Annotated in this window: 12 protein-coding genes and 1 riboswitch; of the genes, 8 read left to right on the top strand and 4 right to left on the bottom strand. The window is 63.1% G+C overall.

The window, feature by feature from the left end; genetic code table 11:
- Positions 1–4: 4 nt before the first annotated feature.
- From VGO04_RS15775 to VGO04_RS15760, 4 genes are all read left to right on the top strand, one after another.
- Entirely contained in the window at positions 5–1,417 is a 1,413-nt protein-coding gene (locus tag VGO04_RS15775) for a CehA/McbA family metallohydrolase (RefSeq protein WP_327496906.1), read from the top strand.
- Between the two features lie 176 nt (positions 1,418–1,593).
- Positions 1,594–4,980 carry a hybrid sensor histidine kinase/response regulator gene (locus VGO04_RS15770; RefSeq protein WP_327496905.1) on the top strand — a complete coding sequence of 1,129 codons (3,387 nt, stop codon included), beginning with the start codon at positions 1,594–1,596 and terminating at the stop codon, positions 4,978–4,980.
- Positions 4,973–5,896: a response regulator transcription factor gene (locus tag VGO04_RS15765; RefSeq protein WP_327496904.1), complete on the top strand. Its 924-nt coding sequence runs from the start codon at positions 4,973–4,975 to the stop codon at positions 5,894–5,896. Before VGO04_RS15770 ends, VGO04_RS15765 begins: the two co-directional genes overlap by 8 nt.
- Positions 5,897–6,027: 131 nt before the next feature.
- Entirely contained in the window at positions 6,028–6,528 is a 501-nt protein-coding gene (locus VGO04_RS15760) for a hypothetical protein (RefSeq protein WP_327496903.1), read from the top strand.
- A 67-nt stretch (positions 6,529–6,595) separates the two neighbouring features.
- Here VGO04_RS15760 and VGO04_RS15755 read toward each other — a convergent pair whose 3' ends face one another.
- A complete protein-coding gene (locus VGO04_RS15755) occupies positions 6,596–7,207 on the bottom strand; it encodes a glutathione S-transferase family protein (protein WP_327496902.1) in 612 nt (203 codons plus the stop codon).
- A gap of 95 nt (positions 7,208–7,302) precedes the next feature.
- Here VGO04_RS15755 and VGO04_RS15750 point away from each other — a divergent pair, with 95 nt between their 5' ends.
- Positions 7,303–8,022: a YafY family protein gene (locus VGO04_RS15750; RefSeq protein ID WP_327496901.1), complete on the top strand. Its 720-nt coding sequence runs from the start codon at positions 7,303–7,305 to the stop codon at positions 8,020–8,022.
- 80 nt (positions 8,023–8,102) lie between these two features.
- Here VGO04_RS15750 and VGO04_RS15745 read toward each other — a convergent pair whose 3' ends face one another.
- A complete protein-coding gene (locus VGO04_RS15745; RefSeq protein WP_327496900.1) occupies positions 8,103–9,428 on the bottom strand; it encodes a dicarboxylate/amino acid:cation symporter in 1,326 nt (441 codons plus the stop codon).
- A 228-nt stretch (positions 9,429–9,656) separates the two neighbouring features.
- Here VGO04_RS15745 and VGO04_RS15740 point away from each other — a divergent pair, with 228 nt between their 5' ends.
- A complete protein-coding gene (locus VGO04_RS15740) occupies positions 9,657–11,525 on the top strand; it encodes a sensor histidine kinase (RefSeq protein ID WP_414650548.1) in 1,869 nt (622 codons plus the stop codon).
- 3 nt (positions 11,526–11,528) lie between these two features.
- On the top strand, positions 11,529–12,893 hold the full coding sequence (locus VGO04_RS15735) for a sigma-54 dependent transcriptional regulator (protein WP_327496899.1): 1,365 nt from the start codon (positions 11,529–11,531) through the stop codon (positions 12,891–12,893).
- A 51-nt stretch (positions 12,894–12,944) separates the two neighbouring features.
- On the opposite strand, the gene VGO04_RS15730 is transcribed toward VGO04_RS15735, so the two are convergent.
- A complete protein-coding gene (locus tag VGO04_RS15730; protein ID WP_327496898.1) occupies positions 12,945–13,124 on the bottom strand; it encodes a DUF465 domain-containing protein in 180 nt (59 codons plus the stop codon).
- A 96-nt stretch (positions 13,125–13,220) separates the two neighbouring features.
- Here VGO04_RS15730 and VGO04_RS15725 point away from each other — a divergent pair, with 96 nt between their 5' ends.
- Positions 13,221–14,132 carry a hydrogen peroxide-inducible genes activator gene (locus tag VGO04_RS15725; RefSeq protein ID WP_327496897.1) on the top strand — a complete coding sequence of 304 codons (912 nt, stop codon included), beginning with the start codon at positions 13,221–13,223 and terminating at the stop codon, positions 14,130–14,132.
- A 30-nt stretch (positions 14,133–14,162) separates the two neighbouring features.
- Here the strand turns inward: VGO04_RS15725 and VGO04_RS15720 are convergent, their stop codons facing one another.
- Positions 14,163–15,152, bottom strand: coding sequence for a sodium-dependent bicarbonate transport family permease (locus tag VGO04_RS15720; RefSeq protein WP_327496896.1), 990 nt, complete (start codon positions 15,150–15,152; stop codon positions 14,163–14,165).
- Positions 15,153–15,597: 445 nt separating this feature from the next.
- Positions 15,598–15,727, top strand: a riboswitch (TPP riboswitch).
- Positions 15,728–15,734 lie beyond the last annotated feature (7 nt).

Genomic DNA, 15,734 nt, shown 5'->3' with positions numbered 1-15,734 from the left:
CGCTATGCAGGAATTCAGCGTGCGGATCACCCGCGAGCATCAGGCCACCGATCCCTATTTCTATGTACCGTTCGACGTGCCCGAAGGCGTGACACGGATCGACGTGAGGCTGAGCTATGCCAAGTCGGAGCAGTGCATCATCGACCTCGGAGCGCTCGACCCGCGCGCCACGGACTATCCGACGACCGAGGGCTTTCGCGGCTGGAGCGGCGGCGCCCGCGACCGCTTCTTTATCGCCACCGACGACGCGACCCCAGGCTACATCCACGGCGATATGCCGTCTGGTCGGTGGAAGGTCTTACTCGGTCTCTACAAGATCCCCGAAGAGGGCGTCGAGGTGTCGGTTACTGTTGCCTATGACGACAGCCCGCGCGCTGCCACGCCTCAACCGGTACGTCAGTTTCCGGTCCGCAATCGGGCCGGCTGGTATCGCGGCGACCTGCACTGCCACACGTTCCATTCTGACGCAGCAGGCTCGCCTGAGCTGTTGCATGCGGCGGCACGGCAGGCCGGCCTCGATTTCCTCGCGGTCGCCGACCACAACACCATCACCCAGCGGCTCTATTTCCACCCCCAATCTTCGCCGGATCTCGTCTTCGTGCGCGCCATGGAGATCACGACAGCCGTCGGCCATGCCAATGTCTTCGGCGTCGACGACTGGATCGATTTCCGCATGACGAAGCCCGAGCACGCCCATACGCTGGCGCGGCTGACGCACGAACGCGGCGGCCTGCTGTCGATCAACCACGACAAGCCGACGATCCCCTGGGATTACGACCTGCCCGAGATCGACTGCATGGAGGTCTGGCAATCCCATTGGCTTGCCTGGAACTGGGTGTCGCTGGAGCGTTACCAGCAACGGCTGGCGTCGGGACTGAAGATCTCCGCCATCGGCGGCAGCGACTTTCACCAGCCGGCGCGGCTGATGCCCGAGGGGCCGCTGGTGCTCGCACGGCCGACGACGGTGCTGTGGCTCGATGAACTCTCCGAGGACGCGGTGCTCGCCGCGATGAAATCCGGCCACGGCTATGTAACGGAGAGCCCGACGGGGCCGCATCTGGAACTTACCGTCAACGGCCAGCCCATGGGATCGACGGTTACCGGTTCCGTGAAGGCGGAAACGTTGGTTCGCGGCGCCAAAGGCGACAAGCTCATATGGCTGGACGCCTCCGGCATCGTTGGCGAAGAGGTGATCGGATCCGACGATTGGACCGGCGACTATGCCGGCGCGCCCGACCGCTTCCTGCGCACGGAGATCGTCGCTGCCGACAGCCGGAAAGCGATCGTCGATGCGTTCCGCGAGGCGCTGCCCGGAAAGAGCCTGCCGTGGCAACTCTCCGACGACGATCTCGCACAACGCGCGATTCGCCGCGCCGTCAGCAATCCGGTCTATTGCAGCCCCGCCTTATCACCGTGACCGTCAACCCTCATAGGTGCGCGGATCGCCGCATTCAGTTATTCCGATAACCGAACGCGGTGATCGTGCTTTTCTTGCTGCACCTGCACAATTAATCCATTGCAGCAATTTTAAGCAGAAAACTTCCGTGCTAAGAAAAAAGGCAGATACCCTTTTGACCGCACGTTAGGACCCCCATGGCGGCACGCCAGCGCATCATTCCCGTCAGGCGTGAATACAATCGCTGGGTCGCCAACCAGACGCTGGAAGACTATGCGCTGCGCTTCACAGCCAAGAGCGCGCGACGCTTCTCGTCGGAGCGCATTTCCCAGACCGCCATTGGCGCGATCTCGTTTTTGGCGCTGGAAGCCATCGGCGGCGCCATCACCATGTCCTATGGCACGACCAACGCCATCGTCGCGATCCTGGTCGCGAGCCTGATGATCCTGACGGTGGGGCTGCCGATCAGCCGCTATGCCATCCGCCACGGCGTCGATATCGATCTTCTGACCCGTGGCGCCAGCTTCGGCTATATCGGCTCGACGCTGACCTCGCTGATCTACGCGAGCTTCACCTTCATTCTCTTTGCCATCGAAGCCTCGATCATGTCAGGCGCGCTCGAACTCGCGCTCGGGATCCCCTTGTGGATCGGCTACATCGTCAGCGCCGTCATGGTCATTCCGCTCGTCACCCACGGCGTGCGTCTCATCAGCAAGTTCCAGCTGGTGACCCAACCCTTCTGGATCGTGCTCAACATCTTGCCCTTCGTCTTCATCGCCTTTGCCGATTGGGAGAAGGTTGACACCTGGCTTGCCTATTCGGGCATTCACCACGCGTCCGGACCACCGGGAACGATCGCGCCGTTCGACCTCGTCGAATTTGGTGCAGCGTCGGCCGTGATCTTCGCGCTGATGGCGCAGATCGGCGAGCAGGTCGACTTCCTGCGCTTCCTGCCGCCGGACGGCCAACGCAAGCTGCATCACCGCATCGCCGTCTTCCTCGCCGGCTCCGGCTGGGTGATCGTCGGCGCGCCGAAGCTGCTGGCCGGTTCCTTCCTTGTCGTCCTGGCGCTTTCGGCGGGCGTGCCCTCCACGAGAGCCGCCGATCCGGCGCAGATGTACTACACCGCCTTTGGCTACATGATCCCATCCGAGACGGCAGCGCTGCTGCTGATGGTCGCCTTCGTCGTCGTGTCGCAGTTGAAGATCAACGTCATGAACGCCTATGCCGGATCGCTTGCCTGGTCGAACTTCTTCTCGCGGCTGACGCACAGCCACCCCGGCCGCGTCGTCTGGCTGGTCTTCAACGTGGCAATCGCGCTTCTGCTGATGGAACTCGGCATCTACCGGCTGCTAGAGGAAACGCTCGGCGTCTTCTCGATCATCGCCATGGCCTGGCTCTGCACGATTTCGGCGGACCTTTTCGTCAACAAGCCACTCGGCCTTTCACCGCCCGGCATCGAATTCAAGCGGGCGCATCTCTACGACATCAACCCGGTCGGGCTTGGCGCCATGGCGATCTCGGCGACGGTCGCGCTGACGGCACATTTCGGGGCGTTTGGCGATATCGCCGCGTCGCTTGCGCCCTATATCGCGCTCGTCGTTGCCTTCGTCGCTTCGCCTGCGATCGCCTGGCTGACGGACGGAGAATACTACCTCGCGCGCAAACCGCGCCGAAGCTGGGCAAACCAGACCGAAATCACCTGCTCGATCTGCGAACACCCGTTCGAGCCGGAAGACATGGCCTGGTGCCCGGCCTATGCCGCACCGATTTGTTCTCTCTGCTGCTCGCTCGACAGCCGCTGCCACGACATGTGCAAGCCGAAGGCCCGCTTCAACGCCCAGGTCGCAGTGGTTGCCAACACCCTGCTTCCGCAGGCCATCACCGAGAAACTGGCGACCCGCCTCGGCCGCTACGCGATCTCGGCCATTCTATCGATCGCCGGCATCGGCCTGATCCTGGCGATGATCGCCCACCAGACGGCCGGGTCGTCCCCCGAGGTCGCCGGAGTGGTTGAACGCACCATCGCCGTCGTCTTCTTCGTCTTTGCGGTGCTCGCCGGCATCGTCTCATGGTTCTACGTGCTTGCGCACGACAGCCGGGTCGTCGCCGAGGAAGAATCGTCGCGCCAGAACACGCTGCTGCTGAAGGAAATCGCCGCGCACAAGAAAACCGATGCCGCCCTGCAGCAGGCCAAGGAAACGGCAGAAGCCGCCAACCGCGCCAAGAGCCGCTACGTCGTCGGCCTCAGCCATGAGCTGAGGACGCCGCTCAACGCCGTGCTCGGCTATGCCCAGGTGCTGGAGCGCGACGAGACCATTCCACCGGCGCGACAGGGCGCGATCAAGGTGATCAAGCGCAGCGCCGACCATCTCTCCGGGCTGATCGACGGGCTCTTGGACATCTCCAAGATCGAGGCCGGCAAGCTGCAGGTCTATTCCAACGAGATCAACATTCACGACTTCCTCGACCAGATCGTCGAGATGTTCCGGCCGCAGGCGCAGGCCAAGGGCGTCGCTTTCGAGCATGAGCGCGCCGCGAGCCTGCCGCGCTACGTCAAGACCGACGAGAAGCGGCTGCGCCAGATCCTCGTCAATCTTCTTTCCAATGCGCTGAAGTTCACCGAGCGCGGTGGCATCCGCTTCGACGTCACCTATCGCAGCCAGGTCGCGACCTTCACCGTGGCCGACAGCGGTCGCGGCATCACCGAGAAAGACCTGCCGCGCATCTTCGATCCGTTCCAGCGCGGCGAGGCCGAGCATCTCGGCAGCATGCCGGGCCTTGGCCTCGGCCTGACGATCACCAGGCTTCTGACACAGACGCTCGGCGGCGAAATCGCGGTCACCAGCACGCTCGGAGAGGGCACCACGTTCCGGGTCCGGCTGATGCTGTCGGCCGTCGACCGCCCGGCGCCTGCAGCCCCCGTCCGGCGCATCACCTCCTATCTCGGCCCGCGGCGCACCATCGTCGTGGTTGACGACAATGCCGACCACCGCGATCTGATGCGCGAGATCCTGACGCCCATGGACTTCGCCATCGTCACGGCGCCATCCGGCACGGCCTGCCTGTCGCTCCTCAAGGATCTGAGTCCCGATCTCTTCCTGATCGACATCTCGATGCCGGGAATGAGCGGCTGGGAACTTGCCGAACAGCTGCGCAAACTTGGGCAAATGGCGCCCATCATCATGCTGTCGGCCAATATCGGCGACGGCTCAGCCACCGGCTCATTCCGCGGCCATAGCGACACGCTCGCCAAACCTTTCGCCGTCGGGCAGCTCGCCGACAAGCTCTCCGTGCATCTGGGCCTGGCCTGGTTGCACGAGGGCGACGTGAGGCCGGCGCAGGACACGCCGAACACCCACCCGCTGACGCGCCCCGAGGCACACCACGTGGAAGAGCTGATCCGCCTCGGGGAGATCGGCTACATCCGAGGCATCGAGGCCAAGCTCACGGAGATCGCTCTGCAGCCCGAACACCAGCCTTTCGCCGAGGCGGCGCGCACGTATGTGCAGGCCTTCGATCTCGCCGGCTACGACGCTTTCCTGAAAAACCGAACTGCAGCAGGAGACACGGCACGTGGCTGAAACATACGACCGGCGTGATATCGTGCTTCTGGTGGACGATTCTCCGGAGGCCCTGGGCTTTTTGACCGAGGCGCTGGAGCAATCGGGTTTTTCGGTGCTGATCGCCACTTCGGGCAATGCCGCCCTTTCGATCGCCGAGCGTATCACGCCCGACGTCATCCTGCTCGACGCCGTCATGCCGGGCATGGACGGTTTTGAGACCTGCCGGCGGCTGAAGGCCAATGCCGCCGTCGGCCAGACCCCCGTGCTCTTCATGACCGGCCTGACCGAAACCGAGCACGTGGTCCATGCGCTTGACGCCGGCGGCGTCGACTATCTGACGAAACCGATCAACATCGATGAGCTCAGTGCACGCATCCGCGTGCACCTTTCCAACGCCCGTTCGGCCCAGAGCGCGCGCGTCGCGCTTGATGCTGCCGGCCGCCACCTGCTTGCCGTGCGCAGCGATGGCAACGTGCGCTGGTCGACGCCGCAGGCAACCCGCCTCGTCAACGCCGCGACCGGCCGCGACGACGGGCTGACCACGGTGACCAAACGCATCGCGACCTGGATGGAGACCCGCCACCAGGTGGCCACATCGCGCGAGAGCAGCTTCACGCTCGATCAGCCGGGCCAATCGAACCTGCAGATATCGTTCCTCGGCGCCATCGGCCCCAACGAATATCTCTTCCGGCTGACGGCCGAAAACCGGCTGACCGACGACGAGATGCTGAGGCAGCATTTCACGCTCACCCAACGGGAATCTGAGGTGCTGCTCTGGATCGCCAAGGGCAAGGCAAACCGCGATATCGGCGAGATCCTGGGTCTCAGCGCCCGGACCGTGACGAAGCATCTGGAACAGATCTACGTGAAACTCGGCGTCGAAAACCGGGCATCCGCCGCCGTCAAGGCAACACAGGTACTGCACGGCCTTTAGGCTGGCATGCCCTGGCCGTCCCTGCCTTTGGCTGTTGCCAAGCATGGAACTTCGATCATGCATGCTGCGTTGACGCTCGCATGGGAAGACGGGGTGTTGTAGCATCCGCTCAAGGACGGGAGACACACGGCATGTGGCGATGGTTGGTGCTGGCCGCATTTGCCTTGGCGCCTGCGAACGGTTCGCGGGCGGACGAAGGCGCATTCCTGAAAACACTTGGCGGCAACTGGACGGGCACCGGAACGGTGCGCATCCGCACCTACATGTCGCCGGTCAACATCTCCTGCAATTTCAGCTCCGAGGCGAGCGGCGCCGCGCTGTCGATGGAGGGTGTCTGCCGCGGCATGCTTTTGATCTCGCGCTCCATCGATGCGAAGCTGCGCTATACCGGCTCGACCTATAGCGGCTCCTATCTCGGTCCACGCGGCGGCCGCGCGGGCCTGAACGGACGCCGACGCGGCGACGCCATCAACCTCACCATTCGCTGGGCAAAGGAAGTGAACGGCGACCGCAGCGCCGACCTCACCTTGCGCAAGGTCGGCGCCAACGGGATGCAGCTGACAACGGTCGACGTCGATCCGGCTTCAGGCAAGCGGATCGTCACCAGCGAGATCAACCTCAGACGCAAATAGCCAAGACGACGGACCGAGTGGTGCGGGACGAGGCGGCGCTCGGTGCGCCCTTCTTTGCGCTGCCGCGTCAGGCGATGGCAGCCGCCCGGGCGTCGAAATCGGCCGTCCATTGCAGCGACGGGCGCGCACCGCAACGCTCGACCCAGGCCTTGATGACGGCGCTGTCGGGTGTTGCAGCCGGATACCAGGCAAAGGGCGAATGCAGCAGGAGGTCGGCGGCCGAATAGCGATCGCCCATCAGATAAGGACTGTCCTTCAACGCATTTTCCAGACGCTCGGCCATTTCCGCCGGACCGCGGAAGGTGGCGTCGAAATAGGGGTGCGAAACGCCGGCGGCTTGCGCGATCAGCACCGGCTCGACCACGCCGGCATACCAGGCAAGCCAGCTCAGATAGCGACCACGCTGCGGATCACCGCCAAGCGGAGCAAGCTTCTTCTCCGGGAAAAGATCCGTCAGATATTGAATGATCGCGATGCTCTCCCAGAGCACGACACCGTCATGCACGAGCAGCGGCACCTTGCCTTCCGGGTGGGGGTTCCTCGGATCCTTGCGACCGCTTCCGTCGCCGCGGGTGATGTCGACAATCTCGATCTCCACCTTGTCCATGGCGTCAAGTTCGCGAAGCAGCGTGATGATGCGCGACGAGCGCGAGCGGGGGGCGTGAAAGAGTGTCAGCATGGTCTCAAGTCCTCGGGTTGCGTTTGCAGATGGGGATCTTATACAGTCGGCCAACTGCCAGTTTTCGTCAGTAGGCTTCGGCTAATCTTTAGGTCATGGCTCGTAGCGCTCGTCTCTTCCGCCTGCTCCAGGCGCTCCGCACTCTTCCCTCCCCGGTAACGGCCGCCCGCCTTGCCGAGGAGACCGGTGTATCCTTGCGTTCGCTCTATCGCGACATCGACAGCCTGCGCGCCGCCGGCGCCGTCATCGATGGCGAGCGCGGCTTCGGCTACCGGCTTACCGAAGACATCGCGCTACCGCCGCAGACCTTCACGCGGCTCGAAATCGAGGCGCTCGTGCTCGGCCTTGCCGAAGTTCATCACATGGGCGAGCCGGACCTTGCGGCGGCGGCAAGCGCAGTCCTTTCCAAGATAACGGCGACACTGCCCGATCGGTTGCAACGGCAGGCGCTTCATGCTGTGTCGCAGGTCTATCGCTTCGACCGCCGGGAGCCGCCGCCCATCGACGTCTCATTGCTGCGCGAAGCCTCCTGGCAGGAACGCGCCGTCGTCATCGGTTATGTGGATGGCGCAGGCGAGCGCACCGACCGGCAGGTGCTGCCGCTCGCCATCGTCTACCTGGAGCGGGTGCTGGTGCTGCTTGCCTGGTGCTGCCTCCGGGAGGGCTACCGCAAGTTCCGCGTCGATCGCATCGTCGACATCAGCATGACGGAGGAGAGCTTCCGGCCCCGGCGGGTGCCGATGCTGCGGGAATTCGTCGACTACCTCAACGGCGGGGCGCCCGAGGCGCGACGGATGAAGATGTCGGGAAAATGAACCCCGAAACGACGACGCGGCCCGTGTTTCCACGAGCCGCGTCGGACCGCGCGAACGCGGTCATGCCTTGGGAGGCAAGCTTATTCGGCCGGCTGCAGAGCCGGCTGCGGCAGGGCTTCCGGCGTGCGACCGCCAAGAACGGCCGCCATCTGCGCCTCGTCCAGCTCGCCTTCCCATTTGGCAACGACGATGGTTGCGACCGCATTGCCGACGAAGTTGGTCAGCGCACGGCATTCCGACATGAACCGGTCGATGCCGAGGATCAGCGCCATGCCAGCAACCGGCACGGCAGGCACGACCGAGAGCGTTGCGGCGAGCGTGATGAAGCCGGCGCCGGTGATGCCGGCAGCACCCTTCGAGCTCAGCATGGCGACGAGCAGCAACAGCACCTGGTCGCCGAGCGACAGCGGAATGTCCATGGCCTGGGCAATAAAGAGAGCCGCCAGCGTCATGTAGATGTTGGTGCCGTCGAGATTGAAGGAATAGCCGGTCGGAATGACGAGACCGACGACCGAGCGCTTGCAGCCGGCCTTTTCCATCTTGCTCATCAGGCCCGGAAGGGCTGCTTCCGAGGACGAGGTACCAAGCACCAGCAGCAGTTCTTCCTTGATGTAGCGGATGAGCGCGACGATCGAGAAGCCGTTGTAGCGGGCGACCGCGCCGAGAACGATGAACACGAACAGGAACGAGGTGATGTAGAAGGTGCCGATCAGCATGGCGAGGTTGGCGATCGAGCCGACGCCGTATTTGCCGATGGTGAATGCCATGGCGCCGAAGGCGCCGATCGGAGCAGCCTTCATCAGGATGCCGACGAGCTTGAACACCGGCAGCGTCAGTGCATGCAGGAAATCGACGACCGGCTCGGCCTTCTTGCCGACCATGGCGAGCGCCAGACCGAAGAGAACCGAAATGAACAGCACCTGCAGGATATCGCCATCGGCAAACGCACCGACCAGCGTCGTCGGGATGATGTTCATCAGGAAGCCGGTGATCGTCTGCTCATGCGCCTTTTCGGCATAGGTTGTCACCGCCTTGACGTCGAGAGAGGCCGGATCGATGTGCATGCCGGCGCCCGGCTGCACGACATTGGCGACGATGAGGCCGATGACGAGCGCGAGCGTCGAGAAGGTCAGGAAGTAAAGCATCGCCTTGCCGGCGACGCGGCCGACCTTGGCAAGGTCCGTCATGCCGGCAATGCCGGTCGCGACCGTCAGGAAGATGACCGGCGCGATGATCATCTTGACGAGACGAATGAAGGCGTCTCCGAGCGGCTTCAGCTGCGTGCCGATCTCCGGATAGAAATGGCCGAGCAGGATGCCGGCTGCAATTGCCGCCAGAACCTGGACATAGAGATGACGATAGAAAGGTGTCTTGCCGCGCGGTTCCGCGGATTGGTCGATGATCATGATATCCTCCACTAAACCCAGTCCGGCGTCATGCCGGGCCTCCCGGGTCAATTTCCGATGCGCGACAGCACGGGCTGTCATGAGGATGTCATTTGCAATGGCCGTGCCAGTTTGCAGAGACCTGCCGCAAACTATTGAAACAATAGGCATTTCTTACATCAACGGGTGGGAGCGCACGAAGAGTTGAGCGGTTTTCCGCACAACCCTTCTGGAACTTCGGGCGGAAAAATGCACAATTTCGCCATGCCCGAAGCTTCGAACACCTTGCTCCATACGCCTGATCTCGACCGGCCGATGCGTCGCGCCTGGCTGATTTTTGCCGGCATCGCACTTGCGCTCCTCGCCGCCGGGCTCCTGGCCGCGGGCGAATACGGCCGCAACCAGGCGCTTGAAACGGTCGGTGCCCAGAGCCGGATCGACACCAATCTGAAGGCGTCCCTGTTGCGCGCCGTGCTCGAGCGCCAGCGCGCGACACCGTTGGTGCTTGCCGACGATGTCGAGGTGAAGGGAGCGCTTTCGACGCGTGACGGCTCGGCGCTGCAGCGGCTGAACGAGAAGCTGCAAGCACTCGCGGCCAATACGGACGCCGCGGTCATCTATGTGATCGGCACGGATGGCGTTGCCGTTGCCGCCAGCAACTGGCGCGAACCGACGAGCTTCGTTGGTAACGACTATGCTTTCCGCGAATATTTCCGCATGGCGATGCGCGACGGCAAGGCCGAGCATTTCGCCATGGGCACGGTCAGCAAGCGGCCGGGCCTCTATATTTCGCGGCGCGTTCAGGGACCCGACGGGCCGATCGGCGTCGTCGTCGCCAAGCTCGAATTCGACGACGTCGAGGCCGAATGGCTGACCTCCGGCAAGCCGGTCTACGTCACCGATCGACGTGGCATCGTGCTCATCACCAGCTTCCCGTCCTGGCGCTTCATGACGACACGGGTGATCCCGCGTGATCGTGTCGCCGCCATCCGCGACAGCCTGCAGTTTGGCGACGCCTCGCTGCTGCCGCTGCCTTTCCGCGACATCGAGCCGACCACAGATGGGTCGAGCGAGCTGCGGGCGCTACTTCCGGGCGACAGCGAGCGACGGTTCCTTCGGGTCGAAACCATGGTGCCAACAACAAGCTGGCGACTGGAGCAACTGGCGCCACTCGATGGCGCGATTTCGGCAGCGAGCCGCGAGGCCCGCCTCATCGCCCTCGCCGCCATTGCGCCGCTGCTGGCCCTTGCCGCCTTTCTCCTGCGCCGGCGCCAGACGTTGGCACTCGCTTCAGCCAGAGACCGCGCCGCCCGCGACGAACTGGAGAGGCGGGTAACGGAACGCACCCAGGACCTGAGCCTTGCGCGCGACCACCTGGAAATGGAAATCGCCGACCACCGGCGCACCGGCGAGAAACTGCAGAGCGTGCAGCAGGAACTGGTCCAGGCAAACCGGCTGGCGATCCTTGGCCAGGTGGCGGCCGGCGTCGCCCACGAGATCAACCAGCCGGTCGCGACCATCCGCGCCTATGCCGACAATGCCCGCACCTTCCTCGACCGCGGTCAGAAGGAAACGGCAGTTGAGAACCTCGTCAGCATCGCCGAACTCACCGACAGGGTCGGCACCATCACCGACGAGCTGCGCAGCTTCGCGCGCAAAGGCCGGTTCGTTGCCGAACCGACACCGATGCGCGACGTGATCGAGGGCGCCCTGATGCTGCTGCGCAGCCGCTTTGCCGGCCGCATGGACGCGATCGTGATCGATCTGCCGGAAAACGGCCTCAGCGTTTATGGCAGTCGCATCCGTCTCGAACAGGTGCTGATCAACCTCCTGCAGAACGCGCTCGAAGCACTGGGGGAGCGCACCGACGCCGAGATCCGCGTCAGCTGCAAGGACGGTCCCGGCGACAGGGTTTCTCTCGTCGTCGCCGACAACGGCCCAGGTATCTCGGCCGAGATCGCCGAGGACCTCTTCACCCCATTCAACACCTCCAAGGACGATGGACTTGGCCTCGGCCTGGCAATCTCCAAGGAAATCGTCGCCGATTATGGCGGTGAGATCGCGGTTGAAACCAGCAACAAGGGCACCGTCTTCACGGTTCACCTGAAAAGAGCCTGAGCAATGCAGCCTTCCGTTTACCTCATCGACGACGACAATGACCTGCGCAAGGCAATGAAGCAGACGCTTGAGCTTGCCGGCCTGAGCGTCACCGCGCATGCGAGCGCCGCCGACGCCCTTCAGACGCTCGACGCCAGTTTCGCCGGCATCGTCGTCAGCGACATCCGCATGCCCGGCATCGACGGGCTGGCGCTCTTTCGCCATATCGCCGCCTTCGATGCCGACCTTCCGGTCATTCTCGTCACCGGCCATGGCGACATCCCGATGGCGGTGACAGCACTGAAGGACGGCGTCTATGACTTTATTCCCAAGCCCTTTGCCTCCGACCGGCTGGTGCAGAGCGTGCACCGCGCGCTGGAAAAGCGCCGGCTCGTCATGGAAAACCGCGCGCTGACGCGGGCTGCCGAGACGGCCGGCGACAGCCTGCCGCTGATCGGCCAGACGTCTGTCATGGAACGCCTGCGCCAGACGATCAGGCACATCGCCGACACCGACGTCGATGTGCTCGTCGCCGGGGAGACCGGCAGCGGCAAGGAAGTCGTCGCGACCCTGCTCCACAACTGGAGCCGGCGCCGAAACGGCAATTTCGTCGCGCTCAACTGCGGGGCGCTGCCGGAAACGGTGATCGAAAGCGAGCTCTTCGGCCATGAGCCGGGCGCCTTCACCGGCGCGCTGAAGAAGCGCATCGGGCGGATCGAGCACGCAAGCGGCGGCACGCTGTTCCTTGACGAGATCGAAGCGATGCCACTGGCAACCCAGGTAAAGATGCTGCGCGTTCTCGAAGCCCGCGAGATCACGCCGCTCGGCACCAACCAGGTGCGCCCCGTCGACATCCGCGTCATTGCCGCCGCCAAAATCGACCTTGGCGACCCGGCTGCGCGCGGCGATTTTCGCGAAGACCTCTACTTCCGATTGAACGTCGTCACCTTGTCGATCCCGCCGCTGCGTGAGCGTCGCGACGATATCCCGCTGCTTTTCTCGCACTTCCTGACGCGTGCGGCTGAACGCTTCAAGCGCGACGCGCCCGCCGTTTCGCCGGCGGTCCAAAGGCATCTGATGACCCATGCCTGGCCCGGCAACGTGCGCGAGCTTTCGCACTTTGCCGAAAGGGTCGCGCTCGGCGTCGAGGGCTCGCTCGGGCAGCGCGAAACGCCAGTTGAGCAGGTCGGCACCGCGCTTCCGGAGCGGCTTGAGCGCTACGAGGCGGAGATCCTCAAGGAGGTGCTGAGGGCGCAACGCGGCGACGTCAAGGCAACCATCGAGGCCCTCGGCATTCCCCGCAAGACTTTCTACGACAAGCTCCAACGCCACGGCATCAACCGCGCCGATTACGCCGAACGGGGAACCCAGGACAAGTCCGACCGCTAGGATTTCGCATGCGAGCTACGGACCAACCGTTGGCGGGACTTAATAGGCGCCCTAGGTCGGGGACAGCCGGTTCGTGCGCTCGACGAATGCGATCTGCTCCCGAAACTGCAGCCTGAGTTTCTTCAGCGCGTGCAGACGAAATCGATCCGGTGCTGCCCGAGCCTGTTCTTCGTCGATGCGCGCGTCGACAATCGCTTTGCGGTTGCGGAGAGATTTCAGAAACTGGTCCATTGCCAAAGCCCTTTTTGCTGTTGCGACAATGGGCGAGATCAATTGATAGCTCCAATTCATTGTTGAAATCCGCGCGATAGTTTCTATCTATAGGCCATGACTTACCGACCGACCCTGCGCCAGCTTGAATACATAGCGGCCCTCGACGAACTCCGGCATTTTGGCAAGGCCGCCAAGCGCTGCCATGTTTCGCAGCCAACCCTGTCCGTGCAGATTGGGCATGTTGAGAAATCCCTTGGAATAACGCTGTTTGAACGCACCTCGACGAGTGTCGTCACCACGCCGGCGGGCCAGGATGTCGCGCGCAGCGCTCGCATGGCTCTAGCGACGGTCGATGACCTTGTCGAAGGCGCCTTGAGGGACACGCAAAGCCTTGGCGGCCTGGTGCGAATGGCGACGGCCCCGACGTTTGGGCCCTATTTTCTTCCAGGATTTCTACCGGGCATTCATCGGAAGTTCCCGGCACTGAAGATCTACATACGCGAGGATCGACCGGCATGGATCGAAGCAGCCGTCGCGGAAGGATCGGTTGATTGCGGCCTGGGCCCTGCCCCGGAACGACCGGGCCTGCGGTTCCGGCGGATCGGTCATGAGAAGATCTTTCTCGGCGTACCTGCCGAACATCGACTGGCGTCACATCGCTCGCTCAAGACCAGTGCGCTGAAGGGGGAGACGCTTCTGGCGCTTGGAAGCGGCCACCGGCTGCTTGAAAATGTGCGGCATCTCGCGGTCGCAGCCGATGCGCACGTGATCGACGACTATGAAGGCACAAGTCTCGACTCCATCAGGCAAATGGTCTCGATCGGCATGGGCTGTTCGCTGTTCCCGGAGCTTTACGCCCGTGCAGAGTTCCGCAAGGACGACGATGTCAAGTTGATTGAGATCGAAGACTGGGCCGCTAGACGTGAAGTCGGCTTCTACTGGCGGGAAAACAGCGGGCGACAGCGCCATTACGAGATCCTAGCGCGTGAAGCCGACGCCGTCGCCCGCGAAAAGGGAATTGCCTGATCGGCAGAACCATCAATCTTGTCGTCAGGGCTAGAGCGCGAGAAAACTGGCGAGAGAGATGTAAAGCGGCACGCCAACCAGCAAATTGAGCGGGAACGTCACCCCGAGCGCCATGGTCAGGTAGATTTCGGGTCTGGCCTCCGGCGCCGCCATGCGCATCGCAGCCGGCGCTGCGATATAGGAAGCGCTGGCGGCAAGCGTCATCAACAATGCTGCATTGCCGTGCGACAGGCCGAACGCGAATGCTGACAGAAAGGCGAGTGTCGCCGACAGCGCCGGCATCCAGGCGGCAAACAGCACGAGCGGCCAGCGGAGCGAGCGCCAACCGGTGCGTAGCCCCTGCCCTGCCACAGCGCCGAGGTCGAGAAGAAAAAGGCAAAGCACACCTCTGAAGGGATCAACCAGGAACCCGGACACATCGGAGAGGCCGTCCTTGCCGGTCACCGCGCCGATGGCGAAAGCGCCGAGCAGCACGACGATCGTCACGTTGAAGAAGACTTCCCGCATGACAGACTGGTTTCTCAACCTGGCGTTGGATACGGTGCGGCTTCCGAACTTCTGCAGCAGATAGACGGCACTGATGATCGCGGGCGCCTCCATCGCGGCTGCGACCGCAGCCATGGTGGCACTGAATTCGAGACCCAATCGCACCAGGGCGTCGGTGGCGGCCGTGAAGGTGACAATCGAGATCGACCCGTAATGCGCGGCGATCGCTGCGCGGTCCATTGCCGGCAGCGGCGAAACGAGACCGAGAAAACGGAAAGCGGCGAACGGCATCACCCCGGATAAGGCCACACCGACCAGCAGACACAGGAGCACCTCGGTCGAGAGCGCATCCATGCCGACTGCAGCCCCTCCTTTGAAACCGATCGCCAGCATCAGGTAGATCGCTATCATTTTCGAAACGCCGCTCGGCAAGGCGATCGATGCGCCCAGAACAGAAGCACTGAAACCAAGGCAAAAGAAGAGGACGGGCGCCGAGAGCAGGTTCTGCTCGACGATGGATAAATACAGGTTCATGGGTAGGCCGCCTGATTGGAACTCTCAAAAAGAGAGAAGCGGCACGACCTCAGTCGTACCGCTTCAAGCGTTGCGAAGGTACGGCGCCTTCTGGTCGTTTGTCTGCGGGGATCCCGCGGGACGTGTTTGCTTCCGTCCCTTGGGACGAGTATTTGTCAGACCGCCAGGCATAGGGCAAATTCATAGTCACTATGAACGCAATAGACAGAAGCTATTGAACCAGGCGCGCCGACACCAATCGCGGGCACGCCCGCATGGGACGGCCAACGGTGGTTCCGAACGCGTGGGAAATACGATTGCGGCGGCATCCTGATTGCCGACCTTCAAAACCAACGGTTCGGACCGCTGGCCCTTCCATGAACGAGATCTCACACGTCAAAATTGTATCTTGCTCGGCAGGCGAATTCGCGCTTGACGACGCGGACCGATCAATGGCTATCTTTGAGGCATTCACCAGGGGGGTCCCGTCAAGGGGCTGAGATACTGCTGGATGGTCGGCTTGCCGGCTGTAGCGCAGTGACCCGTTGAACCTGATCCAGTTCATACTGGCGTAGGGACGGTGCAGATATCGAAGCCAGGACT

It is taken from the genome of Ensifer sp., assembly GCF_035999185.1.
Taxonomy (GTDB): domain Bacteria; phylum Pseudomonadota; class Alphaproteobacteria; order Rhizobiales; family Rhizobiaceae; genus Ensifer.
Note: the sequence above shows the minus strand (reverse complement) of the source record. Positions and strands in the feature narration are given on the sequence as shown.

What these genes read in the sequence shown, in the direction of transcription:
- VGO04_RS15735 (WP_327496899.1), top strand. Translation starts at nt 11,529, where the DNA reads ATGCAGCCTTCCGTTTACCTCATCGACGACGACAATGACCTGCGCAAG.
- VGO04_RS15770 (WP_327496905.1), top strand. Translation starts at nt 1,594, where the DNA reads ATGGCGGCACGCCAGCGCATCATTCCCGTCAGGCGTGAATACAATCGC.
- VGO04_RS15775 (WP_327496906.1), top strand. Translation starts at nt 5, where the DNA reads ATGCAGGAATTCAGCGTGCGGATCACCCGCGAGCATCAGGCCACCGAT.
- VGO04_RS15750 (WP_327496901.1), top strand. Translation starts at nt 7,303, where the DNA reads ATGGCTCGTAGCGCTCGTCTCTTCCGCCTGCTCCAGGCGCTCCGCACT.
- VGO04_RS15745 (WP_327496900.1), bottom strand. Translation starts at nt 9,428, where the DNA reads ATGATCATCGACCAATCCGCGGAACCGCGCGGCAAGACACCTTTCTAT.
- VGO04_RS15760 (WP_327496903.1), top strand. Translation starts at nt 6,028, where the DNA reads ATGTGGCGATGGTTGGTGCTGGCCGCATTTGCCTTGGCGCCTGCGAAC.
- VGO04_RS15755 (WP_327496902.1), bottom strand. Translation starts at nt 7,207, where the DNA reads ATGCTGACACTCTTTCACGCCCCCCGCTCGCGCTCGTCGCGCATCATC.
- VGO04_RS15730 (WP_327496898.1), bottom strand. Translation starts at nt 13,124, where the DNA reads ATGGACCAGTTTCTGAAATCTCTCCGCAACCGCAAAGCGATTGTCGAC.
- VGO04_RS15725 (WP_327496897.1), top strand. Translation starts at nt 13,221, where the DNA reads ATGACTTACCGACCGACCCTGCGCCAGCTTGAATACATAGCGGCCCTC.
- VGO04_RS15740 (WP_414650548.1), top strand. Translation starts at nt 9,657, where the DNA reads ATGCACAATTTCGCCATGCCCGAAGCTTCGAACACCTTGCTCCATACG.
- VGO04_RS15720 (WP_327496896.1), bottom strand. Translation starts at nt 15,152, where the DNA reads ATGAACCTGTATTTATCCATCGTCGAGCAGAACCTGCTCTCGGCGCCC.